This window comes from Mesorhizobium sophorae (assembly GCF_002270415.1).
Lineage (GTDB): Bacteria > Pseudomonadota > Alphaproteobacteria > Rhizobiales > Rhizobiaceae > Mesorhizobium > Mesorhizobium sophorae.
On sequence record NZ_NNRI01000007.1, the window covers coordinates 1,184,166 to 1,210,128 of the forward strand.

The following is a 25,963-nucleotide window of genomic DNA, read 5'->3' on the forward strand; positions in this document are numbered from 1 at the left end:
GTGAGGTCCATTCAGTATGCCGCTGGAAGTTTACGGGCGGGTCGCCGGCCTCATACGCTTTGGTAAGGTTTTGGCTCTGGCTTTCAGGCCCTATGACGCCACCGATCTTATCAGCGGAAAGCTTATCACCACCGCTAGGCCCGGCCGACAATCGTCAAGGGCGATCGATGCGCCATGCAGGTCAGCGATGGCCCTGACAAGGCTGAGGCCGAGGCCGCTGCCCGGTGTCGACCGGCTGTGGTCAAGCCGGTAGAGCCGCTGGAACACCCGTTCGCGTTCGTCCGGAGGAATACCGGGTCCATTGTCGGCGACGCTGGCAAGCACGCGCTCGCCCTGGCGCGTCACCGTCAGTTTGATGGTCGTGCCGGGCGGGCAATGGCGCAGGGCATTCTCCACCAGATTGGCGAACATCTGCGTCAACAGCTCCCGATCGCCATGGATTCGGTCCGCCGTTGCGTTCAGTTGCGTCGACGACAGCACCTTGCCGTCGTCTTCGGCCACATCGATATAGATCTCGGCGATGGTCTGCAGGATCTCGTCGAGATCGACATCGGTAAAGCGCGCCTTGCGCGCGCCGGCCTCGATCTGAGCGATCCGCAGCAGCGCATCGAAGGTCTCGTTGATCTGATAACCCTCGGCGCGCGCATCGGCCAGATCGTCGGAGACGTCTTGACGCCGCGCGGCTCTGTCGGCGGCGCCCTCTAGGATCATCTGCAGCCGGTTGAGCGGCGTCTTCAGATCGTGTGCGATGTTGGCGCTGACCTGTTTCATGCCTTCGACCAATGCCGACAAGCGATCGAGCGCCGCATTGATCTGGCTGGAGACGACGTCGATATCGTCGTCCTTGCCGGTCAGCGGGATACGGGTACCCATTCGGCCATGCGAGACGTCCACCATGGTGGCGGCGATACCGTCGAGCCGACGCTGGACGCGCGAGGCAAGCAGAGCGCCGCCGGCGATCGCCAGCCCGGTGATGATCAGGGTTGCCCAGCCGAAGCTCATTATCGCCACCTTTTCCAGCTCCTCCGTCTCGGAAAGGCTGAAGGCGACCGTCAGATTGTTGCCGCCGATCGAGCCGGAATAGGCACGGTACTCGGCGCCCGGCGGTACGCCGGGCATGTCGGCGTCGAACATCGAGAAACCATCGGGAAGCCCTGCCGCGGTGAAGTTGCCGGCCAAATGATTTCCGGCCGCGTCGGTCAGCGAAAACAGCTGTTGCTTCTTCGGGCTGAGCTGCGAATGGCTTTCGACTGTGGAAATCAGGTCCTCAAGGTCGCTCTCTGTATAGGTCGCCGCAACGACCGAGTAGGTTTCCTTGATGGATTCGTCGAGCCGCTCGGCAAGATCGGCGCTCATCATGCGATAGACGATGGCGCCCGAAAGCACGAAGGCCAGCATGAATAGGAAGGCGAAGGTCAGGGCGAGCCGGAACGGCGTGCTCCGCAGCAGACTTGGCCATGCTCCGGTCATGGCGCGAGCGGTGCATGCAGACTGTAGCCCGTGTTGCGGACCGTGTGGATAAGCTGGGTTTCAAAGGGCCTGTCGATCTTGGCCCGCAGCCGGCTGATATGGGTTTCGACGACGCTGGTCTTGGGGTCGAAATGAAAATCCCAGACGCGTTCCAGAAGCATGGTGCGGGTGATCACGCGTCCTTCGCCGCGCATCAGCACCTCCAGCAGGCTGAACTCCCTTGGCTGCAGCTCGATCGGCTGGCCCTGACGCGTGACGCGGCGCATGATCAGGTCCATTTCGAGGTCGGCAACCCGCAAAATGGTCTTCTGCTCCTGCGCGGCCGGCCGGCGGCCAAGTGCGTTGATGCGGGCGAGAAGCTCGGAAAAGGCAAAGGGCTTGACCAGGTAGTCGTCGCCGCCGGCCTCGAGCCCTTCGACGCGGTCGTCGACGCCGCCGACGGAAGTGAGAAAGATGGCCGGGGTTCGAACTCCGGCGGCGCGGGCCGCCTTGACCATCGACAGGCCGTCGAGACCGGGGATCATCCGATCAGCTATGATCACGTCATAGGCGCCGCTGGTCGCCGCGAAAAGCGCGTCGTGTCCGTTGCGCAGCAGGTCGCAGACATGACCGGCCTCGGTCAAGCCCCGGACGATGTAGTCAGCCGTCCTGTTGTCGTCCTCGACGAGAAGAAGTCGCATGGCTGTTCCGGTCCGTTGCCGAGATCGGCGATAGGCTAGCACCGGCATGGGTCCGTTCCTAGGATGTCACGAGCCGCCACGACGGCAGGATAAAACTAAACTTGTTCGGCAGCGGTCCTTCCTACCCCTTCAGTCCTGCTATGGCGCGCAAACATCGAGGCATGGATCGAAGCGATGGGTCTAGTCCGATTCCAGCAGGATTTCATCGGCCTCATCGGCTGTCCTCTTCAGGGTCATGTAGAGAACAAGGGCAACGATGCAGCCAAGGAAGATCAGGCTGGTGAAGGTGGTGCCGAAACCCAGGCCGCCATATTCGACCGGCTGCGACAGCAGATCGCCGAAGGAGGCGCCAAGCGGCCGTGTCAGGATATAGGCGAGCCAGAAGGCCAGGATGCCGTCGAGATGAAGCAGGTAGTAGGCAAGCGCGATGAGCGCGATGACGCCGCCGAACAGCAGGCCTGATGTCAGGTAGCCCATGTCGAAGCTCTCCGCGACGAGATCGCCGGCGGCGGTGCCGAGCGAAAAGGTGAACAGGATCGCCAGCCAGTAGAAGATCTCGCGCCTGGTGGTGACGATGGTGTGGATCGACAGCGTTCGCTCGCTGGCGTACCAGACAGCGAATGTGGCGGCGAGCACGACGCTGAAAGCGATCGTGGTCGTTTCGAGACGCACGCCGAAATTGTCGACGAGGTTGTCGGTGATCAGCGTGCCGACGACGCTGATCAGCACCACCGCCAACCAGTAGGCCCAGGGCACGTAGCGCTTCTGCGCGAACTGCGCGATAATGGCGACGATCAGGATGCCGGTCATGATCAGCGATGTGACGGTCAGCCCGAGGCCGAGGTTGACGGCGAGATAATCGGCCGCCGTTTCACCCATGGTCACCGCCATCAGCTTGATCAGCCAGAAATCGACGGTGACGTCGGGGACCCTGTTGTAGCTCGGTCCGGCAGGTTGCTTCTTGGTCGAGAGCATGGCTGAAGTCCTGAGGTTGATGATTATGGCGGAATGAAGCGCATCGCGAGGGGGTTCATGCGATCCGCTGGTGCATGTCATGTCCCAGTCGGTGCACAGCCTCGAATCAGGCCCGAGGCCATGCCTTGGGCGACACGGATTATTTGCCCATGACCTTCATGGCCTGAGCGAAGAACTCGTCGGCGCGCTTGTCGTCATCGGCGTTGCAGCGTTCGATGCCCTTGGTTTCCAGTTCCGAGATCTTCGCCTTGTCCGCTGCGCTGAGCGTGGCCGCGGCCTCCGCCGCACGAAGGGTCTTCAACGTATCCTCGCAGGGCGCGGTTGCCGCCAGGACAGAGGAAACCGTACTGGACACGGCAAGGGTGCCCAATGCGATGGCTAGCGCAAATCGTCTCATGAGATGTTTCCCTGTTTGATGCCGGTTGCGGCTATTGAATCCGGCCCGGTGGTGGCCGATCCGGCACCAGCACAGTAGGGAAGCGAGTTCACGCTCGCCTGTCCGGCGGCTTACAAATTCGTAAGAATGGGCTGGGGCCGCGCGAAAAGCCTTTACGAACGCCTCGCGGTGCGCTGATAGAAGGCCGGGCGCCTTGCATCCGCCATCCATGGGGTGGCCCAGTGCCCCCAGGTTGCCGGACGCCCGGTTGCCAGCGCTCCAGGAAACACGATGACCTACGCTACCCTAAAGCCGGTTTCTCGGGCCTTCAACCAACGCAAGCGGCTGATCTTCGTGCGGGTGGCGGCGGTACTGGCTGTGCTGCTTCTGTTTCTCACCAAACCGGCGCTCAGCGAGGGCTCGAACGGGCACGAGACGCTCGAACTGTTCGGCTTCTGCCTGGTACTGGTCTGCGTCGTAGGACGGCTGTGGAGCATCCTCTATGTCGGCGGCAAGAAGAACGAGGAACTGGTCTCGACCGGACCATTTTCGATGACTCAGAACCCGCTTTACTTCTTCTCGACGGTCGGGGCGGTCGGCATCGGATTGCTCTACGGCTCGTTGCTGGCGGCCGTCGCGCTTGGCCTTGCCAGCTTTTTCATCTTTCGCGTCACGGCGCGCAAGGAAGCCGGATTTTTGCTCGGCAAGTTCGGCCCGACCTACCTTGCCTATGTCAAGAACACGCCCCGGTTCTGGCCAAATCCGCTTCTGTATCATGACCATGACCAAATGCAGTTCTCGACGCTGGCGCTGAAGCGCACGTTCTATGACGGGCTCTATTTCCTCGCCATCTTCCCGGCCATCGAACTGGTCGAGCATTTCCGGGCGACCGGCCTGCTGTTCCCGGCCCTCGTCACGATCTATTGATCAGCGGCGCAGCGCCGCTCAACCAGCGCTACGAGCTGCCAAGCGGATACGGCATGTAGCCGACGAAGCCGGCGATCTTCCAGCTGCCGGCGACCTTGGTGCAGAAATACAGCGTCTGCCATTTCAGCCTGTCGACGCTGCCGTCCACCTTGGCGACGGAGCCGTCGAATTTCTTGTGCAGCACGGCGCGGTCGCCGTCGACATCGATGTCACGCATGTTGGTGACGCGAAACAGCGCCTCGCGAAGCGGCTCGGCGAATTTCGTAGCCGCGGTCTCCTTCGCTTGGCGCAGCCACTCGTCGCGGTAGACCTCCAGCCGCGGGAACTGCAGCCTCCAGGCGTCGGCATTGCTGAGGAAATGCGCATGCATGCCGAAGAAGCTCGAGGCCACGAAATCATCCTCGACCATCGACCAGTCCTGGCCGATGAAGGCGTCGATGTCGCGCCGCACCAACATTTCCCAGAGCGCGTGGCGATCGGCATCGCCGGCCGGAAACGGATTCTTGTCGTAGGGCATTTTCTCACTCTCTCCGGGTCACAAATGCGTCTATCGTCGCGGCTTCAAAGCAGCCTGACGGCGCGCACGATGCAAGCGCTTCTGTAATAAAGCAACATGGACTCTGTGAAAATGTTGCTTTCCAACAGAACCCCTATGAGGATCGCCCCGATCGCTGTAGATGTCGATCGAGGCGGGGAGCCGCCATGGCATCCCGTCACGTCATCAGAGGAGGTGATCCCTTGCCGAAGCAGTGTTTTGGAACGTCGCATGTGCCGCTGTCGCCGGCAGTGCGCGCCGGCGATTTCGTCTATGTCTCGGGCCAGGTTCCCGTCGGCAGCGACGGCATCGTGGCCAAGGGCGGCATAACGGAACAGACCGAACAGGTGCTCGCCAATGTGAAGGCCGCGCTGGCGCTGGCCGGCTGCACCCTGGACGATGTTGTCAAGACCACGGTCTGGCTTGAGGACGCGCGCGATTTCGGCGCCTTCAACGCGGTCTATGCCAGGCATTTCCCGAAGAACCCGCCGGCCCGCACCACAGTCGAGTCGCGGCTGATGATCGACATCAAGATCGAAGTCGAGGCGGTGGCCTACCGGCCGGTCTAAGTCTCCGAGGCGGCAAAACAACGAAACGGAGGTTACCTCAATGCAATTCGACCTCCTGCTGAAGGGCGGACGGCTGATCGACCCGGCATCCAGGCTCGATGCGCCGCGCGATGTCGCCATCGCCAATGGCCGCATTGCCGCGGTCGATGTCGATATCCCGGCCGACCGCGCCGCGCAGATCGTCGATGCCGCCGGCTGCATCGTCACTCCCGGCCTCGTCGACCTGCACAGCCACGTCTATTGGGGCGGCACGTCGCTCGGCGTCGATGCCGACCGACTGGCCGCCAAAAGCGGAACCACCACCTTCATCGATGCGGGCAGTGCGGGCGCGGGCAATTTCCTCGGCTTCCGCCGCCATGTCATGGAGCGCTCGAAGATTCGCATCCTGGCCTATGTCAACATTTCCTTTGCCGGCATCTTCGGCTTCTCGCAGACGGTGTCGGTCGGCGAGTGCAGCGATCTCAGGCTGTGCGAACCGCGCGAAGTCGTGGCCGCGGCGCGCGAACACCGCGATGTCGTGGTCGGCGTCAAAGTTCGGTCCGGCCGCCATGCCGGCGGCACCAGCGGCATCGCCCCGGTCGATCTGGCGCTGGAAGCCGCCGACCAGGCCGGCCTGCCGCTGATGGCGCATATCGACGAGCCGCCGCCCGGCCGCTCGGAAGTGCTGCCGCGCCTGCGCAAGGGCGACATCCTCACCCACTGCTTCCGGCCGTTCCCCAACGCGCCGGTGTTCGCCTCCGGCGCGGTGCGGCCGGACATGCGGCTGGCGCGCGAGCGCGGTGTCATCTTCGACCTCGGCCATGGCATGGGTTCGTTCGATTTCGCGGTGGCGCGGGCCATGCTCGAGGAGGGGCTGGCGCCCGACGTGATCAGCAGCGACGTCCATCTCTACTGCGTCGACGGGCCGGCCTTCGACATCCTGGTCTGCATGTCGAAGCTTTTGGCGCTCGGTATGCCGCTGGTCGAGGTTCTACGCGCGGCGACACAAGCCCCGGCGCAGGCGATTGCCAGGCCCGACCTCGGCACGCTGGCGGTCGGCACCGTCGGCGACGTCGCCGTGCTGCGGCAGCGCCCAGGTCGCTTTACCTTTGTCGACGCGGTCGGCGCCTCGCTGGTCGCCGACCAGCGGCTGGTCTGCGAAGGCATCGCCATCGGCGGCACCTGGTGGCCGAACGAGGCGGTCAACGATGCCAGCGAGACCGAGCGTTTCGAGGCGCATCCCACGCATACGCATGTCGAGGTGGCGTCGCGGCACTTTGGGCATCGGCACGAGTGATGAGAGCCAATCTCCCCCACGTGGGGGAGATCGGGCGTCACCGTCCGGCGTTGCTGAAAGCCCCATAGACGGTCGTCTCAATCCCCTCCATGCGCGCCTTGATCTGCAGCGCCACATATTTCGAATAGAAGCGAGACAGTGCCAGATTGCCGCCGTGGAACCACAGCGCTTGCTGAGCAGTCGGCTTCCACATGTTGCGCAACTCGCCTTGCCAGGGTCCGGGATCGCCCTTCACGCCGGAGCCAAGCCCCCAGCACGGGCCGACCTTGTCGGCGACCTCGCGCGAGACGATCGCGGCCACCGTCTCGTTCATCGACTGAAAACCGGTGCAGGCGACGATCGCGTCGGCGGCAAGCTCGCTGCCGTCCTCGAAAAGGATGCCGGTCGGCGTCAGCGATTTGATGGCGACGCCGCTGCGCACGCCGATCTCGCCGTCGATGATCAGGTCGGAGGCACCGACATCGATGTAATAGCCGGAGCCGGTGCGGTAGGCCTTCATCAGCAGGCCGGTCTCGTCATCGCCGAAATCGATGGCGAAGCCGGCGGCGCGCAGGCGGTCGTAGAAGGCCGCGTCGCGTTCCTTGATCACCTCGTAGAGCGCCTGCTGGCCCTTCGGCACCAGCGCGAAGGGCGTCGAGGCGACGATCATGTCGGCCTTCTCGGTGGTGATGCCGCGCGCCAGCGCGTTCTCCGAAAAGATCTCGAAGCCAACTTCCATCAGCGTGTCCGACTTGACCACTGTGGTCGGCGAGCGCTGGATCATGGTGACCTCCGCGCCGCTCTCCCAGAGGTCGACACTGACATCATGCCCGGAGCTTGCCGCGCCGATGACGGCAACCTTCCTGCCGCGGAATTTCTCGCCGCTGGAGTACTGGCTGGAGTGCAGCAACTCGCCTTTGAATTGATCGGCGCCTGGCAGGTCGATCCGCCGCGGCGGACCATAGGCACCGGTGGCGAAAACAATATGCTTCGGCTTCAGCGTGATGTGGCGGCCGACGCGATCCACCACGACGGTCCAGACCTTTTCGGCCTCGTCATAGGACGCGCTGAGGCACTTCGTGGCGACCCAGTAGTTGAGCTCCATGACGCGCGTGTACATTTCCAGCCAGTCGCCCATCTTGTCCTTGGGCGTGAACACCGGCCAGTTTTCCGGGAACGGAATGTAGGGCAGATGATCGTACCAGACCGGATCGTGCAGCACGAGTGTGCGGTAGCGGTTGCGCCAGGAATCGCCGGGGCGCGCGTTCTTCTCGATGACGATGGTGGGCACGCCGAGCTGCCTGAGCCGCGCGCCCAGCATGATGCCGCCCTGGCCGCCGCCTATGACCAGGCAGTAGGGTTGTTCGCCGGCGCCGAGGTCGCGCGTCTCGCGCGCCCGCGCCTCAGCCCAGGTCTCGCGGTCGGGGTCGGCCTTGTGGCGCACACCCAGCGGCCGCGCCGGTCCCTTGCGCTCCTCGAACCCCTTGAGGTCGGTCATCCCGGTGAACAGCGTCCGGCAGCGGCCATCGCGCAGGCGCATGACGCCCTGGCCTGAAGCATCGGCGGTTTCGAAGCTGAACCAGGCCTCGACAGTGCCCTCGTCCGAGGTCGCCTCGCCGGTCAACTGCCATGCGGCCGGCTTCGTCGCCGCCAGCGTCGAGGCGAGCATGTCGGCGATCGCCTCGCGGCCTTCCAGGGTCGTGATGTTCCAGGTGAAGGTCAGGAGATCGCGCCAGTAGCAGTCGTCGACGAACAGGTTGCTTGCCGCCGCCACGTCACCCGCTGCGAGCGCCTTGCCAAAGGAGCCGAGCCATGCGGCCGCCTGTTTCGATGGTGCCATGTCGAGCATTTCTTCCCTCTTGCCGCAAAGGCGCCGAACACGGCGCGAAAACTCAATTGTCGACCTTGGCGCATCGCGCTGTGGAGCGCTACTCCCGAAGTGAGCAACGGCCAGGACCAAACCCGCCCCCGCTACCCGATCGCCTCCAGCCGCCTTGGCAGGCGGTTCATGGCAACCGGCCCGTCCGGCGTGATCAGGAATTGGTCCTCGAGATTGAAGCTGGCGAGGCCATCGATGTAGAGCGGGATCTCGAAGGCCAGCACCATGCCGGCTTCGATCACGACATCGCTGTCGGCCGCAATGAACGGCCATTGTTCGGAAAAGACCGACTGGCCGACGCCATGGCCGAAATGACCGCGGCGGTAGGAGCGCAGCCCTTGCCGCGCCAGGCTGTCGCTGGCGACGCGGTGCACATGGCCCAGCGAGGCTCCCGGAACAAGGGCTGCCAGCCCATCCTCGAAGGCCTGCTCGGCGACGGCATGCAGCTCGGCCTGTTCGGCGGATGGCGACCCGAAAATGAAGTTGCGCGACATGTCGGAGGCGTAGCCGCCGACGGTGCAGACCATGTCGCACTTCAGCGGGTCGCCGGGCATTGCCCTGGCATCGGCGCCTTTGGCCCGGGCGCCCAGCGTCATGTATTCGGCGGTAGCAACCGGAAGCGACAGGCCGGCCGCGGCCGAGGCAACGCCGTCCCGGTAGAGCGCGACGAGATCGGCCTGGCGCATGCCGGCCATTGCATCCACCTGCAGCCGGTCCAGCCCGGCTTCCGACAGGATGATGCCTTGCTGGAGAAGCTCGATCTCGCGTTGCGACTTCACTGCCCGCAACCGATCGAGAACCTCCGAACCGTCGACCATCGAACAGTACGGTAGCATCGCCTGCAGGACCGAGAAATCTGCGACGGCAATGAAATCGAGGTCAACGCCGATGGTCGCGCGGTCAAGCCCGAAGCCTGTCAAGACCTGCTTCAGCTCGCGGGCGGAACTGGCCAGGTCGAATGTTGCTGGCCGGGAAAAGTCGGGCGACCGGCCAGAGGATGCGAGGCCGGCCTCGACGCGTTGCGCCAGCGTATCGCCAGTGGTCGAGACGTTGAGCGTGGCGGTTTCGATCCAGATCGGGTGGCTGCGGACCACGGCGTCCGGCAATGCCGCCTGCAGCTGAGCCGCGTTGAAATCCGCCACCACGACACCGATCGGCAGGTCTTGCCGGGCCGGGATGATAACGAAGCCGGCGCCGGCTCGCCGGAACAGTCCCGCCGGGCCGATCCAGGCACCGGTCGCATAGTGGAATGCCTCGGGCGCGCAGAGCACCAGCGCCTGCAGGCCGGCGCGTTCCATCAGTTGCGTCGCGCGCAGGCGGTCGACAAACCCCGTCATGAATTCTTCTCCGGATGTCCGAAGCGGCAACGGAGCATTCCGGGTAGAGACAATCAAGCCCGGTTTCATGGGGCAGAGGTGTGCGGACTTGCGCGATGTTGGCGCGACAGCACCCCCGCTACTTGATGGATTCCAGCTTGGCGACGGCAGCCGTGAAGCCAGCCAGTGACACCGGAATGGTGACCGGCTTGCGGGTGACCGATTCCATGCCGATGTTCAGGTTGGTTCCCGACTTCATGGCCTTGATGATATCCGCTGACAGCGGCGTGGCGGCATAGGCGCCGTTCTGGTCGCTGGTCTGGATGGCGAGCACTGTCTTCTGGCCCTGGTCGATCTGGAACGAGGCGCCGGACGGCAGGAACAGCCCATGTGGCAGCGCGAGCAGCATGGCCAGGCCGCCATTGCCGTTGTCGCGGCGCACGGTCACGGTCAGCACGCGCTGTCCGGACTTGGCTTCGGTGAGGTTCTGCGACACCTGGCACTGAAGCTCGGCGGTTGCCGAGCCGCTCGAGCAGTTCACCGCCCACGGATTGGCATCGGCAGGTTTTGCATTGGAATCAATCGGTTTGGGCTGGGCCGGCTTGACGTCTTCGGCAAGGGCTGGTTCCGCCGCCGACAGGACCAGCCACAGGGCGGCTAAACTTGCGATCATTAGATTAGCACGAGCTAAAATTGATGACATTTTCTTTGGGCCCTGCATTCTTTCTTTCCCTGCCAGGTATTTTCATCGGTGGCGTTTGATACAACACTCGCGACTGTTTCGGAAGCTAGGCCGGCGCCAAGAAAGCCGGCAAAAGTACTGTGGCCTTTCGGACACACGAAAGAAAATTGGAGGAAACCCCTAGAAATCGAAGGAGCCGAGACTCGCTATACAATACAATCTGCGTAAAACTTAAACACGCGGGACGTGCAGTCCCAGAAGGACTCGCCTGGGATGGGAACTACCGAGAAATCTCGGCAAGTTGGTGAGATGGCGGCGCGTGGGGAGGACTTCCGCGTGCGCGCCGGCTATCGCCGTTCGCAAATTGCCAGGCATCTGTGGAAGACGACGGCGCTTACGACGCTGGCGCTTGGCCTTTCGGGCATGTCGGCTTATGCCGACCCGAACGGGTTGTGGCAGCCGCAGGTGCGCGCCATCGTCGGCGCCGACAACAATGGCGGCATCGCCGCGCTCGAAGGCTTCATTCCGCTGAAGCAGACGGCCGAATCGGTGCTGTTCCTGGATGTCCGGGCCAAGCACGATTTCAAGGACGGTTTCGGCCAGGATGTCGGTCTCGGCGTCCGCCGCATCGTCAATCCGGACCTGATGATCGGCGGCTACGCCTATCTCAACGTCGAGAACTTCAACAGCAACCAGTTCACCGCCGCGACGCTCGGCGCCGAAGCGATCACGCCGCATTTCGACGCGCATGTGAACGTCTATCTGCCGATCAAGGGCGACTACAAAGACCGCTCCACCGACTCGACCCTGTCGATGGTCGGAAACCAGCTGCTCGAGCAGATATCGGTGATCGATCATCGCCAATACGCGGCCTGGGGCATCGAGGGCGAGGTCGGCGCACAGGTGCCGATCAACCTGCCCGACAAGCATTCGCTGCGGCTGGATATCGGCGGCTACCACTTCGAGGATCCGCACGGCGACGACCACAGCGTCACCGGTGCCAAGGCCGGGTTCGAGTATACGATCGGCGATGTCTTCGGCAGCAACACCTCGCTGGTGTTCGCCGGCGAGGTCCGCAACGACAATCGCGACGACACCCAGTTCGCCGGCAGCGTCCGGCTGAACATCCCGTTCAACCCCGGCCACGGCTCTGACAATGCCGACAATGGGGCCGACAGCGGGCCGGAGCCTGTCTACCCGGTCAGCGAAGGCCTGCGCAAACGCGTCAACGAGCGCGTGCGCGGCGATATCGGCGTCAGGATCCAGTCGCAGGACGTGAACGGCGGCACGACGACGCGCCTCGCTATCAATGCCGCCACGGGCGCTGCTTTCGGCAAGTTCTTCTTCGCCGATGGCGGCAACTCGCTCGGCCTCGGCACCATTGGCGATCCGACGACGCTGGACGATGCGGTGACCAAGGCCGGCAACGGCTTCGTCGTGGCGCTTGGCGGCAGCGGCAATATCACCACCGGCGGCGTGACGCTGACCAATGGCCAGACCGTCATCGGCGGTGGCAGCAGCGTCACCGCCCTGCTTTTCGGCGGCGGCACCAGCAGCTTCAACCTGGGCGGCAGCAACGGCACGATCCAGGGCACCAATCCGGCCAACAGCGTCATTACGCTGGGCAATGGCAACACGCTGAACGGCATCACCATCACCGGCGGCGCCGACGGCATCTTCGGCAACAACATCACCGGCGCCACGCTGACCAACGTCACGGTGACCGGGGCCGGTGGCAATGGCGCCGACTTCACGGGCACCTCGACCGGCATCAAGGGCTCGGACTTCACGGCGAAGAACAACGGCCTCGACGGGCTGCATATCGAGGGCGACGGCACCTACAATTTCACCGGCACGACGCTGCTGCAGGGCAATGGCGACGACGGGCTCGATGCCACCGGCAAGGGCACCTATACGTTCGCGACGCTCAATGCGAAGGACAATGCCGACCGCGGCATTACCGTGCAGGGCACCGCGACATCAGGCAGCTTCACCACCACCGGCGGCACCGTGTCGGGCAATGGCGGCACCGCCGTCTTCATCGATCCGATCACCGCGCATGTGGTGCTGGATTCGATCACCCAGTCCGGCGGCACGTCGGGCGTCGTGCTCGATCAGGTCTCGGGCCGCTTCACCGTCAACGGCGCGACGACGATCTCGAATACGACCGGACCGGCGATCGCCATTTCGAATTCGCAGGCGGCGATCCGCTTTGGCGATGTCGCGATCATGGCCCCCGGCGGCGACGGCATTTCGTTTGCCGGCGTCAATGCGGCGGTGGTCGCCGGCAACATCGTCATTTCCGGCCTCGGCGTCGGCACCGGCCTCGACTTCTCCGGCAGCCGTACGAATTTCACCGCACAGTCGCTCAACGTCACCGGCACCGGTGCCGCCGGGTCGATCGGCATCGATCTCTCGTCGCCGACCTCGGGCGGGGCAACGATCGCCATCACTAATGGCGGTACGATCGCCGGGGTCGACACCGGCGTGCGCTTCGGCATTGCCGGCTCGCCGGCCAATTCGGCCAATGCCGAGTTCAGCTTCGGCGGCGGCTCCATTGCCGGCATCACCGCTTCGCTCGACACGCGCGGCCTCAACCAGACGCTCGGCCACTACGCGTTCGGCTCGACCACGTTCAGCGGCCCGCAACTGTTCGACGTCCAGAATCTGATCTTCGTCGGCGCTTCCGCGACCGGCTCGGGCAACGGCTCCTCGCTGCTGGACCTGGCCACGATCGCGACGGCCGATGCCAACACCGACGCAGATGCGATCTTCGTGCTGGTCAATCGCGGCACGGCCATCGACGATGTCAACGGCTTCTCGCTCAGCGCCGGGCAGACGCTGGCTTCGTTCGGCAACGGGCGGACCTTCTCGCTCGGCGGTATCCCGGTCAACATTACCGGTGACAACATCACACACAGCGGCGTCGTCTCGGATGCAGGGGGTGCTGCGACGCTGACCGATTCCGGCAGCGGCGATGTCGTCACCCTGGCCAACAATAGCTCGCTGCGCGATTTCAACATCGCCGGCGGCAGCGCCAACGGCGTCCATGGCAGCAATGTCAGCAATGTCACGATCTCCGGCCTGAACGTCTCGGGCGCCAGTCTCAACGGCCTGCTGTTCGATGGCACGAAAAGCGTCACCGCCAACAATGTGAATTCGAGCAGCAATACCGGTGCCGGCCTGTCGATCCAGGGCGACGGGACTTACAATTTCACCGGCACAACGCGGCTCTCGAGCAATTCCGGCGACGGACTGTCCATTAGTGGTGACGGGACATACGCGTTCCAGACGCTGAACGCATCCGACAATTTCGGCTTCGGCCTTCACATTCTTTCCACCACCGGTACACTCCGCACCACCAGCGGTGCGATCTCCGGCAATGGCGCAGTCGGAGTCTCTGTGGCCGGCGCCAATCTCGACGTGACGCTGACCAGCTTGACGCATGATGGCGGCCTGGATGGCCTGTTGCTTAGCGGCATTTCAGGGAATTTTGCTATTTCCGGCGCAACGACGGTCAGTAACGTGGTGTCCCTCGGCGTGGGGATCGTCGACAGCACCGCCGATATCAGTTTCGGCGCCGTCGACATCTCGAACGTCGGTAGTCCTGGCGGCGACGGCATACTCGTCCAGAATTCCGCAGGCGCGGTCACGTTCGGTGGGGCGATCACCATGGCCAATATCCATGGTCCCGGCATCCGCGCTATCGACAATGCCGGCGGACTCACCTTTAGCGGGCCGGTCGACATGACCAATCCCGACGTCGGCATCGACGTCCAGGGCGTCAACGGCGCGATCACCTTCGGAAACATCGACATCACCGGCCTGCCCACCGGCCAGACCGGGCTCGACCTGTCGGGCAGCCAGTCGACCTTCACCGCCACCTCGCTCGACATCACCGGCGCCGGCAGTTCGACCGGCATCGATCTTTCCGGCACCACCGGCGGCTCGGTGACGATCGGCACCGGCACCATTTCGGCCGGCACCGGCGTGCAGATGGGCACGCATGGCGCGGCTGGAACCACCGCCGACACGACCTTCTCGTTCGGCGGCGGATCGATCACCGGCACGACGGCTTCGCTCGACATGCGCGGCCTGAACCCGGGCAGCGGCACCTATGCCTTCCACGACACGGCCCTGAACGGGCCGCAGCTGTTCGACGCCGCCAATGTTATCTACGTTGGCTCTGCCAGCACCGGCCTTGGCGATGGCTCCAGCGCCAGCAATTTGATCAATGCCGCCGCCGCCGATGATCTGACGACCAGCGCCAGCACGATCTTCGTGCTGGTCAAGACGGCGGCTGTCCAGACCACCGACACCGACGCCGATGGCTTCACGCTGGCCAGTGGCCAGTCGATCGTTTCCTTTGCCAATGGCGGTACCGTCACCCTGGGTGGCCCACCCGCCAATGTCACCGGCACCCATGTCGTTACCGGCGCGACGCAGGCCGATCCATTCGGCTTCGGCGGGGCGACGCTCAACAACGCCGCCAACAGCACCATCGACCTCGCCAACGGCAACCTCGTCAAGAACCTCAGCGTCAGCAACGGCATAGGCATTGCCATCGATGGAACCGGGGTCAACGGCCTGACCGTCGGTGGCGTGACGATCGCGGGCGCTATCACCGGCCTCGTCCTCGACGGCGCATCGGGCATCGTCACAATCGACAATCTGGATATCCAGGCCCCGAACTGGACCGGCGTCGCGCTCCTCAATTCGGCCGCGACCGTCAACTTCACCGGCAACACGAAGATCGCCGGTAGCAGCGTTATGGCCGTGCTGGCCAACAATTTCGATGGTACCGCCACCTTCGACGATCTCGACATCAACGGCGGCGGCTTTGGCGTCTTCGTCTTCACCGGATCGAGCGGAACCTTGACCTTCGGGGCTGCGAGTTCCATCACCAACACCGGTAACAGCGCCGTCTCCGTCACCAATTCATCGGCGAACGTCACCTACAACGGCACCATCAACCAGACCAGCGCGGCAAGCGCAGTGGAGATCAACGCCTTGACCGGCGGCAGCGCCAGCTTCACAGGCAAGATCACCGCCAGCACCGGCGCAGTCAATGCGATCGACCTGACCGGCAACACCGGCAGCACGATCAACTTCAGCGGCGGGCTCGACCTGACCACCGATGGCGGCTACGGGCTCAGCGCTATCAATGGCGGCACGCTGACGGTGACCGGCTCCGGCAACACCGTGGCGACTGGCGCGGGGCTGGATGAGAAGGGCATTCTCATCGGCGGCACCGGAATGACCATCGGCGCTGCCGGCGTGACCTTCGCAAGCGTCACCGTGGATGGCTCGGGCGGCATCGTTTCCAGCGGCATCGTCATCCAGAACACCAGCGGCGGCAATGTCACCTTCGGGGCCGTCGACATCAGCCGCGTCAATGGCGATGCCATCCGTCTGACCAATGTCGCCAGCGGCATCTACACGTTCAACGGCACGACGAGCATCGCGACAGTTGTCGGCAACGGCCCGGGTTTCGTGGTGCAGGGCAGCGGCGCGACCGTCAATGTCGGCAACCTGGTGACGACGCTGGTTTCGGGCGCCGACGTCAGCCTGACCAACAACACCGGCACGATCGGCATCGGCGGCACCATCACCAATTCCGGCAGCGGCGATGGCGTCGTCGTTTCCGGCGGCAGCGCGGCGATCACGGTTTCGGCCGGCATATCCAGTTCGGCAGGCGCACCAGGCACGGCGGTCAAGATCGACGGTACCACCGGCGGCTCGGTCACCTTCAGCGGCAGCGTCACCTCGACCGGCACGGGCAATCTGTTTGGCATCGGCACCACGACGGCGCCGACCAACAGCGCGATCAGCTTCACCGGGCCGGCGCTGACAGCGACCGGCGGCGGCGGCGCCGTGATTGGCGGGCTTGGCGCTGGCGCGAGCTTCAGCGCTACAACTCCGCTCTCCGTCACCAATTCAACCGGAACCGGGCTTGCCGTTTCGAATGTCGCCGGTACGGCGACGTTCGGCGCGGTCACGACCAGCGGCAGCGCGACCGGCATCGGCCTGTCGGGCAATTCGGGCACCATCACCTTCGGCGTGACCAATGTAACCAATGTCGGGCTGAACCAGACCGGCGTCAGCGTTGCCGGCACCAATTCGGGCACGTTGTCCTTCGCCAGCCTCGGCATCGCCATGACTGGCAATGGCGCGACCGGCATCACCTTTGCCAATGCCGTGGTCAACGGCACCATTACCGCGCGCGATTTCGACCTGACCAGCGCGAGTTCGACCGGCACGACGGCGGTCAACCTCACCAACACCACCGGCACCGGCACGATCCAGCTCGGCGATCCCGGCGCGCCCGCCAACACGACCGCTTCCACCATCGGCGGGCCCGGCAATGGCCCGGGCATCGGCTTCCAGTTCAGCAACACGACCGCAGCCAACTTCATCTATGGCGACGGCGAGGGTGCCGCCGACAAGCTGTCGACGGTCAAGGCGGTCGACATCCTGAATTCGACCGGCGGCTTCCCGGCCGCCGGCACCTACAATTTCAAGGATGTCAACGGCGCCACGGGCGGCTTCATCGGCGATATCTCCGAAGCGCAGGGCTCGACCATCTATTATGTCGACCCGAACGGCACCGGCGACGGCACCGCCGACAATCCAGGCTCGATCGCCGGCGCCGAAGCGTCAGGCGCCAAGATCATTGCGCTGATCGACAGGTCGCAGAACGGCACCAGCAATTTGATCAACATGATGCTGGCCCAGCAGACTGGCGCCGGCAACAAGACGCTCGACCTCGCCGACGGCCAGATCCTGATCGGCCTCAAGGCCGGCGACTCCATCGACACCGCGCCCTATGGTGGTGTCGGCGGCACGCTCGGCGGCAACTTCAAATTCAGCAACATCAATTCGTCGAGCATCATCGATGCGCCTGCCGGCGTCGACACCGTGCTGCCGACGCTGACGACGGCGAGCGGCAACACGGTCGATTTCACCGGCCGCGCCAGCATCGACAACGTCATCATCAGCAACACCGGCACCGGCATTGGCGTGCATGGCACCGCCATCACCGAGTTTGTGCTCAACCGGGCGACGATCGCCGGTGGCGACGGTGGCGCACTGTCGATCGTCGACGGCGCGGCCAACAGCGAGGTCGCGCTGTCGAACCTCACCCTATCGGCCACGGGCGGCAACATCGCTTCGGTCGACGGCACGGCTGGCGCCGGCACCATGAAGGTCAGCGCCTTCTCCGACATCACGCTTCTCGGCAACAAGGGCGAAGCCGGCGGCTTCCTGTTGACGACCGCCATTTTCGACGCCAATGCGGCCACCCCCGGCATCGACCAGGTCGATGGCGGCGCCTTTGTCGCCGGCACCACGACGAACCGCGTCGGCGGCTATGGCCTGGTGCTGGTCGGTGTGGCTGGCGATCTCAAATTCGATACCACCAATGTCGCGGTCAAGACGGCGACCAGCACAACGTTCCCCGGTCCGAGCGCCTTCGGTGTCGTTGCGAACGGCGCGGCGGCAAGCGGCACCAGCATCGACCTCGGCACGGCCACTCTCAATATCGACGGTACCGGCGCCAGCGCCGGGCTCAACAGTGCCTTGTGGGCGCAGATCATCCCGGGCAACCGTGTTGGCTTCTCGGGCGTGGTCACTGTCAACACCGTCGAGGCGGCCGGCCTGGTGTCCGATCTCGGCGGCACGCTGTTCTTCGGCGCGGCCGGCAACACGGTGACGACCACCGGCCAGCCGGCGATCTCGTTCAGCAACGGCACAAGGGTCGAAAACGGCTCCGGCGGCTCGGCGCAGTTCGGCGCCATCAATTCGAGCGGTGGCGGCCAGAACGGTATCTTGCTGTCCGATCTCGCCGCGTCGCCGACTCTGCTGTTCAACGGCCCGATGACTATCGACGGCACGACGTCCAACGCCATCCAGATCCAGAACACCACACTTGCCGCGACGTCGGTGACCTTCGCCGGCGCGGTCTCGATCACCAACGCCACCGGCGGCGGCGTCAAGTGGCAGCGCCTGGCCGGCAGCACCGACACGCTGACCTTCTCGGGTGGCCTCGCCATCCAGAACAGCGGCGGCGTCGGCTTCTCTGCCGACCATGGCGCGGTGGCGCTGTCCGGCACAAACACGGTTTCCACTACCAACGGCACCGGCGTCAGCATCAGCAACGCCAGTGTCAGCGGCGGTTTCACCTCGGTCAGCGCCAGCTTCGCCGCCGGCAACGGCATCAATTTGCAGAACCTGACCGGCTCGCTCAATCTCGGCACCGGCACGCTGACCAACACCGGTGCGGGCGCGGCCTTCAACGTCGGCTCGGCCACCAATGCGAGCGGCGGCAATGCGGTCATCTCCTATGGCGGCACCATCGCCAGCAACGGGTCCGGTGCGGCGGTTTCGATCCGGGAACTCACCGGCGGCTCGGTGACGCTGTCGGGCAACCTGACCGACGGCAACGCCGCGGCCGGTGGCAACATCGTCGTTGGCAACATCGACAACGGCACGGCGGCAACCGTCACCTTCTCCGGCGCCAGCAAGCAGATCAGTTCGGGCACCACCGACGCCGTCAGCCTCGGCATCCTCGGCGCGTTCCCGGCGGGTACTCCGGCCCCCAACACGAACGGCACGATCAATTTCACCAATGGCGGTCTCGACATAACGACGACAGGCGGGGCGGGCTTCGTCGCGTTCGGCAGCAGCGTCAGCGTAACCGGCACTAACAACACCATCGCTTCCGGCGGTGACGGGCTGCTGGTGGGCTCTACCAATGTCGGCAGTGGCGGTATCACCTTCGACGACATTTCGTCGGTCGCCACCACTACCGGTGGCGTGCTGTTGAACAACGTCGACCTCGCCGGCAATGTGAACATCGGCGGGCTGACCAATACGGGTGTCATCGGCGTCACCGTGTCCGGAGTGACGACCGGCTCCGGGAAGTCCGTCAACTTCACCGGAACGACCAACATCGACGTCGACACTTCCGGCTTCCAGTTCAGTGGCCAGGTTGCAACGGTCAACATCGCCAATGTCGCCGGGTCCAGCCTGACCATCGACGGCGGCACGCGCGGCATTGATTTCAACGGCGTGATGGGCGGCACCGTCAACATCGGCGGCAATGGCGGCACCGCCAGCATCGGCGCGACGACAAGCACCAGCGACTTTGCCATCGCTGTCGGCGGCAATACCGGTGGCACGCTGAACTACAACGGCTCGGTCAAGGTCAATGCGGGCAGCGTGGTGAGCGCCGGCGGAGGCGACCTCGCCACCCTCAACCTCAGCGGTTCGGTGCTTTCGACCACGGCGTCGACGGCCTTCGTCTTCAGCGGCAACGCCGACGGCGTTTACAACATTTCGAGCACCATCAATCACACAGGCGGCACCGGTGTCCTGGTCGATGGTTCGTCGGAAGGCACGATCACCTTCTCCGGGGCGACGAAGACCTTCAACACCGGCGCCAACGACGCTGTCGTCAAGCAACCCAGCATCGGCCCGGGACAGGGCACGGCAACGCTCGCCTTCACCGGCGGCGGCCTCGGCATCACCACCACCAGCGGCGCCGGCTTCACCGCCAGCACCTTCGGCGCCGGCACGGTCACCGTCAACGGCTCCAACAACACCATCACCACGACGACCGGCACCGCGCTCAAGCTCGACAACGCGACGGTCGGCGCGGGCAGCGTCAACTTCAGCTCCATCTCCACCAATGGCGCCGCCACCGGCGTCTCGCTCAACAATGTCGGCGGCGGCGGCATCATCCTTGGCACGGTCAACCTGCAAGGCATCACCTCGCGTGGCTTCGATGTCGCAGGCACGCTCGGCTCGGCGCTGAGCATCACCAGCCTCAACATCGGGCTCGGTGGCGCAAACGCCATCGGCCTCGATCTCAACGGCGCGGTCATCAGCACCGGCATCAACGCCGGCGATTTCGACGTCGCCGGCGGCGGCTTTGCCGGCACGCTCGGCATCGACATGGCCGGCACCACCGGCGCGGCCACCATCCAGCTCGGCGACACCGTCAACCCCGGCGGCACCCAGACGTCGACCATCACCAATGTCGCGCAGGGCATCCAGTTCTCCAGCACGACCAATGCGACGCTGGTGTTCGGTGACGGCGCGGGACCGGCCGAATCGCTGATCTCGACCACCGGCGGCCAGGTCATCCACGCCACCGACACCTTGCCGCTCAGCGGCAATTACGATTTCGATGACGTCACGTTCGTCGGCGACATCTCGAACCTGTCAGCGATCAGCGTCTACTACATCGACGCAGCCGGCGAGATTTCGGGCACCGGTGACGGCAGCTTCCTCAATCCGGGCAGCGTCGCCCAGGCGGAGGCTTCCAGCGCCAATGTCTTCGTGCTGATCGACAAGACTGTCGACACGAACCAGGCGACCATCAACATCGGCAACAGTTCGCTCGACCTCAAGGACGGGCAAGCGGTGATCTCATTCATGTCCGGCGATGCGGACATCGACGTGGGGCCGCTCGGCGTTGGCGGCGGCCTTGGCGCGCCGTCCTCCTTCCACTTCACCACCATCCAGGCTTCGACGGTGGTCACGAACCCCGGCGGCCTCGACAATTCACACCCGATCCTGGCCAGCAGCGGCGCGGCCGCGACGATCAACCTGCCATTCAGCGGCACAGGCGTCATCACCGCTGGCGTCCAGAACGTCACGGCCATCAACAGCGGCAGCGGCGCCGGCATTTTCGTCAATGCCACGCTTGCCTCCAATTTCGTGCTCAAGAACAACATCATCACCGCCGGCGGCAACGCACTCGAATTCTCGACGAGCGGCGCGGCGACAGCCGACAAGCTTCTCCTCTCGATCGACGGCAACACGCTGAGGTCGACCGCGTCCGGACTGGCGGCGTCCTTCGTCGGCCAGAACATCAATGCGACGGACAATTCGATCGCGATCAGGTCGTTTGCCGGCAACAAAGTGACCGGCGGCGCCGGCAGCGGCGGCATCGTGTTCAACAATGTCCGCTTCGATTCCAACGGCGCCGGCGGCACCGTCAGTGCCGGCACGCTCGGCATGGGCACTCCCGGCACGCGGATCCAGGGCAATGGCCTCAGCTTCACCAACACCAGCGGCACCTTTGATCTGGGCACGCTCAGCCTCGCCAACACTGGTGGCACCGGTGTCATCGCCAACACCAAGACCACCACCTTCACGCTGAACAGCAGCGCCGGCGTGGTCACCACCATCAACGGCGCGGCCTTCGATCTCGATCCGCTGACCGTCAACATGACGTTCTCCAGCGTCAGCGCCGTCGTCAACGGCGTCGCCAGCGGCATCACCTTCGACGGCGTTGCCGGCACCTTCACCGTCACCGGCACGACAAGCGTTTCCAACACGACGGGCTTCGGCATCGATGCCATCAACACCAACACCGGCACCTTCAATTTCAACACGGTGACGGTGAACAACGCCTCGACAACCGGCGGCGGCATCCATGTTGCATCCGGCACGCTCAATGTCACCGGCCTCGCCAATATCGACACGACCAGCGGCATCGGTCTCTCGCAGGGCGGCGGCACGACCAGCTTCACCGGCGGCCTGACCATCGACACCACCACCGGTACCGGTATCGCCGGCACGGGCGGCACGATGGGCATCACCGCTTCCGCGGCCGCCGAGACCGTGAATGCCACCGGTGGCCAGGCGATCAACCTCTCCGGGGTCGTCGCCACCATCGCGCTGGACTCGACCTCGTCGGCCGGCGGCGTCAACAATGTGAGCCTGACCAGTGTCGGCGGCACCATCGGCCTCGGCTCCGGCGCGCTGAGCGGTGCTTCGGGCGCTTCGTTCAATGTCGTCGGCGGCACGGCCGCTGTCACTTATGGCGGCAACATCACCCAGGCGAACAATGCCGCCCTGGTCAGCGTTTCGGGCGGGCACACCGGCTCGCTGACCTTCAACACCGGCACGCTTTCGGCGACCAACGGCACCGGCCTGCAGTTCACCAATGCGGACGGCACCTACAATTTCAACGGCACCACGACGCTCAATGGCGGCGATGCCGGCGTCGATATCATCACCGGGTCGAGCGGCACCTTCACCTTCGGCAGCGGCACCTCGATCACCAGCCCGAGCGGCACGGCGTTCAATGTCGACACAAGCTCGGCGAGCGTCACCTACAATGGCAACATCACCCAGGCCAACAACGCCGCGCTGGTCGCGGTCACAGGTCACACCACCGGAACGATCACCTTCCAGACGGGCACGCTGTCGGCGACTAACGGCACCGGCCTGCAGTTCAACAATGCCGACGGCACCTATCTGTTCAACGGCACGACGACGCTGAATGGCGGCGACGCCGGCGTGGACATCCTCACCGGATCGGGCGGCAGTTTCGGCTTCGGCAGCGGGACCTCGATCACCAGCCCGACCGGAACCGCGTTCAACGTCGTCGGCGGCACCGCCGCCGTCACCTACGGCGGCAACATCACCCAGGCGAACAACGCCGCCATGGTCAGCATTTCGGGCGGCCACGCAACCGGCGCGATTACCTTCCAGACCGGCACATTGTCGGCGACCAACGGCACAGGCCTGCAATTCGACAATGCCGACGGCACCTACAATTTCAACGGGACCACGACGCTGAATGGCGGCGATGCCGGCGTCGACATCCTCAACGGCTCGGGCGGCACGTTCAGCTTCTCCAGCGGCACTTCGATCACCAATCCGAGCGGTGTCGGTTTCCTTGTCGCCGGTGGGACGTCAACCGTCACCTACAACGGCACGATCAGCAAAACCGCCGCCGCAGGCAAGATCGTCGACATCTCCGGCGTCACCGCCGGCACCATTACGCTGGCCGGCAATCTCACCGCCACGGGCGGATTCGACAACGGCATCTTTGTCCATGGCAACACCGGCGGCACCTTCAATTTCAGCGGCGGCACCAAGACGCTGACCACCGGCGTCAATACGGCGGTAGACCTGGCGACGAACGCTGGCGCAACGATCAACTTCAGCAATGGTGGGCTGGCGATCAACACCACCTCCGGCACAGGGTTCAATGCCACGGGCGGTGGTACGGTCTCGGTGACGGGCGCCGGCAATTCCATCACAACGACGAGCGGCATCGCCGTCAATCTCGACACGGTCATCGTCGCTGCCGCCGGCGTGAATTTCGCCACGACCACCAAGGGCGCCGGCGGCGGCAGCGCCGTCATCATGGATACGGTCACCGGCACCGGGACGGTCAACCTCGGCGGCGGCTCGCTGGTCGGCGGCAATGCTGCCGTGATCCGCATCGGCGACGGCGCCGGCGGCGCCAACACCGGCGGCACCGCGGGTCTCACCTATGCCGGCACCATCACCAGCGGCACCGGGCGGGGCATCGACATCCAGGATAGGGCGCTGACCGCGCAAAACATCACCCTGTCGGGCAACATCAGCCACAGTGTGGCAGGCCAAACCGGCGTCTTCCTCGACGGCAATGCCGCCGGCACCATCACCTTCTCCGGCGCGTCGAAGTCGATAAGCTCGGGGGCGGCTGCCGGCGTCAGCCTGACCAACAACACCGGCGCGACGATCGACTTTACCGGCGGCGGCCTGGTCATCAATAGTACCAGCGGCATCGGTTTCAACGCCACTGGTGGCGGCACGGTGACGGTGCAGGGCACCGGCAACACGATTACGTCGACCACCGGTACGGCACTCAACGTCGTCAGCACGACGATCGGCGGCTCGGGCCTGACGTTCCAAAGCATTTCGGCGAACGGCGGCACCAACGGCATCGTGCTCAACACCACCGGTCTCGCCGCCGGCAACGGTGGACTGACGGTGACCGGCGTGAGCACGACAGCGGGTACCGGCGGCACCATCCAGAACACTGCGCAAGGCGCACTGTTCACGTCGACGAAGAACCTTTCTCTTTCGAACATGAACTTCACCAATGCCAACACCGGCAACGGTACGTTGAACAATATCGACGGCCCAACATTCAACAGCGCTGCCCAGGCGGCGATCAACATGAGCGGCGTGGCGACGGCAACGTTCACCAACCTGAATCTGAACGGCGGCGTCCAGGTTGGCATCAACGGCCAGAACGTCTCGAACCTGACCATCGCCAACAGCACGGTGACCGGCTTCGGCGACGCCGTCTTCGAAGGCGATATGCGGTTCTACAACCTCACTGGCACGGCATCGATCACCAACACCACGTTCAGCTTCGCGGCAGGCGACGCCACAGCCGGTGACAATCTGGTCGACATCCGCAACGACAATGGCACGAGCCTGACGCTGAACATCGCCGGCAGCACGTTCAGCAACACCAAGGATTCCAGCAACGGCGCGCAAGGTCTCAACTTCGAAGCCTTCGGCACCGCCAACGCGACGCTCAACATCTCGAACAGCAGCTTCCTGAGTCTCAAGACCTCCGGTGTCGAAGCCTTCGCGCGCGACACCTCTACGCTGAATGTCAACATCACCGACGGCGGCACGGGCGGCAACGGCAATACGTTCGATCCGCAAGGCGGCCTCGGTCGCGCCATCGGCCTCAATGCCGAGGACACCGCGCATCTGAACTTCAAGATCCTCAACAACAAGAAGATCTACGGCAATGGCGGTCCGGTCATCAACGTGTTCGGCATCAACAATGCCGTCATCATGGGCCGCATCAACAACAATGCCGACATCCAGGGTGGCGGCGTCGGCTCAACGGGCTCGCCGATCTTCATCCATCCCGAAGATGCCTCGACCGGTATCGTCGAGATCATCGGCAACACGATCACCAAGTCCGGCAACGACCCGGCGATCCTTGCTACGCCACATGGCGATGGCGCTGGTCCGAGCGCCGACAACGGCTCTCTGGACCTGACGATCAAGAACAACAACATCACGCTTTCGGGCACCGGTTCGGCCGGCAACGGCGCGGTCGGCATCGATGTGCGTGCGGGGTCCAATGCCGGCGACCTCACGATCACCTATCTGAACATCAGCGGCAATACCGTGACCCTTGCCCAACCTGCCGACGACATTGCCTTCCTGACGCGCGAAGGCAGCAGCACGTCGCATCTGTATTTCCAGAATTTTGTGGCCGGCGCCAACAACCAGGCGATCGCAACCGCCATCTGGAATGCCGGCGGCAACACGCCGGCAGGTTCGGTGTTCTCGTTCGACGCTGGCGGCGCGCAGGCTTACGCAGCGGTGCCGGGCGCGCACAATGGCGGACTGGTTCTTGTGCCGACTAACTGATGAAGAGAAGCCGCGGCTGGCGGCAAGGATTCGTTAACCATTCGAAGTAATACGCTGGCCGTTTTCTATGAGATTATTGTCGACTTGCTAATGTAATCGGTCTAGAG

Annotated in this window: 12 protein-coding genes; 4 read left to right on the top strand and 8 right to left on the bottom strand. The window is 64.3% G+C overall.

Translation table 11 applies throughout. From position 1 onward, the window contains the following. Positions 1-90: 90 nt before the first annotated feature. The 4 genes from CGZ66_RS10160 to CGZ66_RS10175 all read right to left on the bottom strand — a co-directional run bounded on the left by CGZ66_RS10160 (position 91) and on the right by CGZ66_RS10175 (position 3,522). Positions 91-1,470 carry a sensor histidine kinase gene (locus CGZ66_RS10160; RefSeq protein WP_095083903.1) on the bottom strand — a complete coding sequence of 460 codons (1,380 nt, stop codon included), beginning with the start codon at positions 1,468-1,470 and terminating at the stop codon, positions 91-93. Further along, positions 1,467-2,150: a winged helix-turn-helix domain-containing protein gene (locus CGZ66_RS10165; protein WP_095083904.1), complete on the bottom strand. Its 684-nt coding sequence runs from the start codon at positions 2,148-2,150 to the stop codon at positions 1,467-1,469. The genes CGZ66_RS10160 and CGZ66_RS10165 overlap by 4 nt, the downstream gene beginning before the upstream one ends. Before the next feature lie 180 nt (positions 2,151-2,330). Then, positions 2,331-3,125 (bottom strand): COG4705 family protein, encoded by a 795-nt coding sequence (locus CGZ66_RS10170; protein ID WP_095083905.1) that lies wholly within the window; start codon positions 3,123-3,125, stop codon positions 2,331-2,333. Positions 3,126-3,264: 139 nt separating this feature from the next. Next, the gene (locus CGZ66_RS10175) at positions 3,265-3,522 is read right to left on the bottom strand and encodes a hypothetical protein (RefSeq protein ID WP_095083906.1); all 258 of its coding nucleotides are present in this window, start codon (positions 3,520-3,522) and stop codon (positions 3,265-3,267) included. 270 nt (positions 3,523-3,792) lie between these two features. On the opposite strand from CGZ66_RS10175, the gene CGZ66_RS10180 reads away from it, so the two are divergent. Further along, the gene (locus tag CGZ66_RS10180) at positions 3,793-4,428 is read left to right on the top strand and encodes a methyltransferase family protein (RefSeq protein WP_095083907.1); all 636 of its coding nucleotides are present in this window, start codon (positions 3,793-3,795) and stop codon (positions 4,426-4,428) included. Positions 4,429-4,456: 28 nt separating this feature from the next. Here CGZ66_RS10180 and CGZ66_RS10185 read toward each other — a convergent pair whose 3' ends face one another. Further along, complete coding sequence (locus CGZ66_RS10185) at positions 4,457-4,945, bottom strand: hypothetical protein (RefSeq protein ID WP_095083908.1); 489 nt, start codon at positions 4,943-4,945, stop codon at positions 4,457-4,459. Positions 4,946-5,130: 185 nt separating this feature from the next. On the opposite strand from CGZ66_RS10185, the gene CGZ66_RS10190 reads away from it, so the two are divergent. After that, the gene (locus tag CGZ66_RS10190) at positions 5,131-5,532 is read left to right on the top strand and encodes a RidA family protein (protein WP_206073695.1); all 402 of its coding nucleotides are present in this window, start codon (positions 5,131-5,133) and stop codon (positions 5,530-5,532) included. 40 nt (positions 5,533-5,572) lie between these two features. Beyond that, a complete protein-coding gene (locus CGZ66_RS10195; protein WP_095083910.1) occupies positions 5,573-6,808 on the top strand; it encodes an amidohydrolase/deacetylase family metallohydrolase in 1,236 nt (411 codons plus the stop codon). A 37-nt stretch (positions 6,809-6,845) separates the two neighbouring features. Here CGZ66_RS10195 and CGZ66_RS10200 read toward each other — a convergent pair whose 3' ends face one another. The 3 genes from CGZ66_RS10200 to CGZ66_RS10210 form a co-directional block, all read right to left on the bottom strand. Next, the gene (locus CGZ66_RS10200; protein ID WP_095083911.1) at positions 6,846-8,636 is read right to left on the bottom strand and encodes a flavin-containing monooxygenase; all 1,791 of its coding nucleotides are present in this window, start codon (positions 8,634-8,636) and stop codon (positions 6,846-6,848) included. A gap of 122 nt (positions 8,637-8,758) precedes the next feature. Beyond that, positions 8,759-10,003 carry a M24 family metallopeptidase gene (locus tag CGZ66_RS10205; protein WP_095083912.1) on the bottom strand — a complete coding sequence of 415 codons (1,245 nt, stop codon included), beginning with the start codon at positions 10,001-10,003 and terminating at the stop codon, positions 8,759-8,761. 118 nt (positions 10,004-10,121) lie between these two features. Beyond that, positions 10,122-10,655, bottom strand: a complete 534-nt coding sequence (locus CGZ66_RS10210; protein WP_245331051.1) for an invasion associated locus B family protein — start codon at positions 10,653-10,655, stop codon at positions 10,122-10,124. A gap of 318 nt (positions 10,656-10,973) precedes the next feature. On the opposite strand from CGZ66_RS10210, the gene CGZ66_RS10215 reads away from it, so the two are divergent. Beyond that, positions 10,974-25,856, top strand: coding sequence for a beta strand repeat-containing protein (locus tag CGZ66_RS10215; RefSeq protein WP_095083914.1), 14,883 nt, complete (start codon positions 10,974-10,976; stop codon positions 25,854-25,856). Positions 25,857-25,963 lie beyond the last annotated feature (107 nt).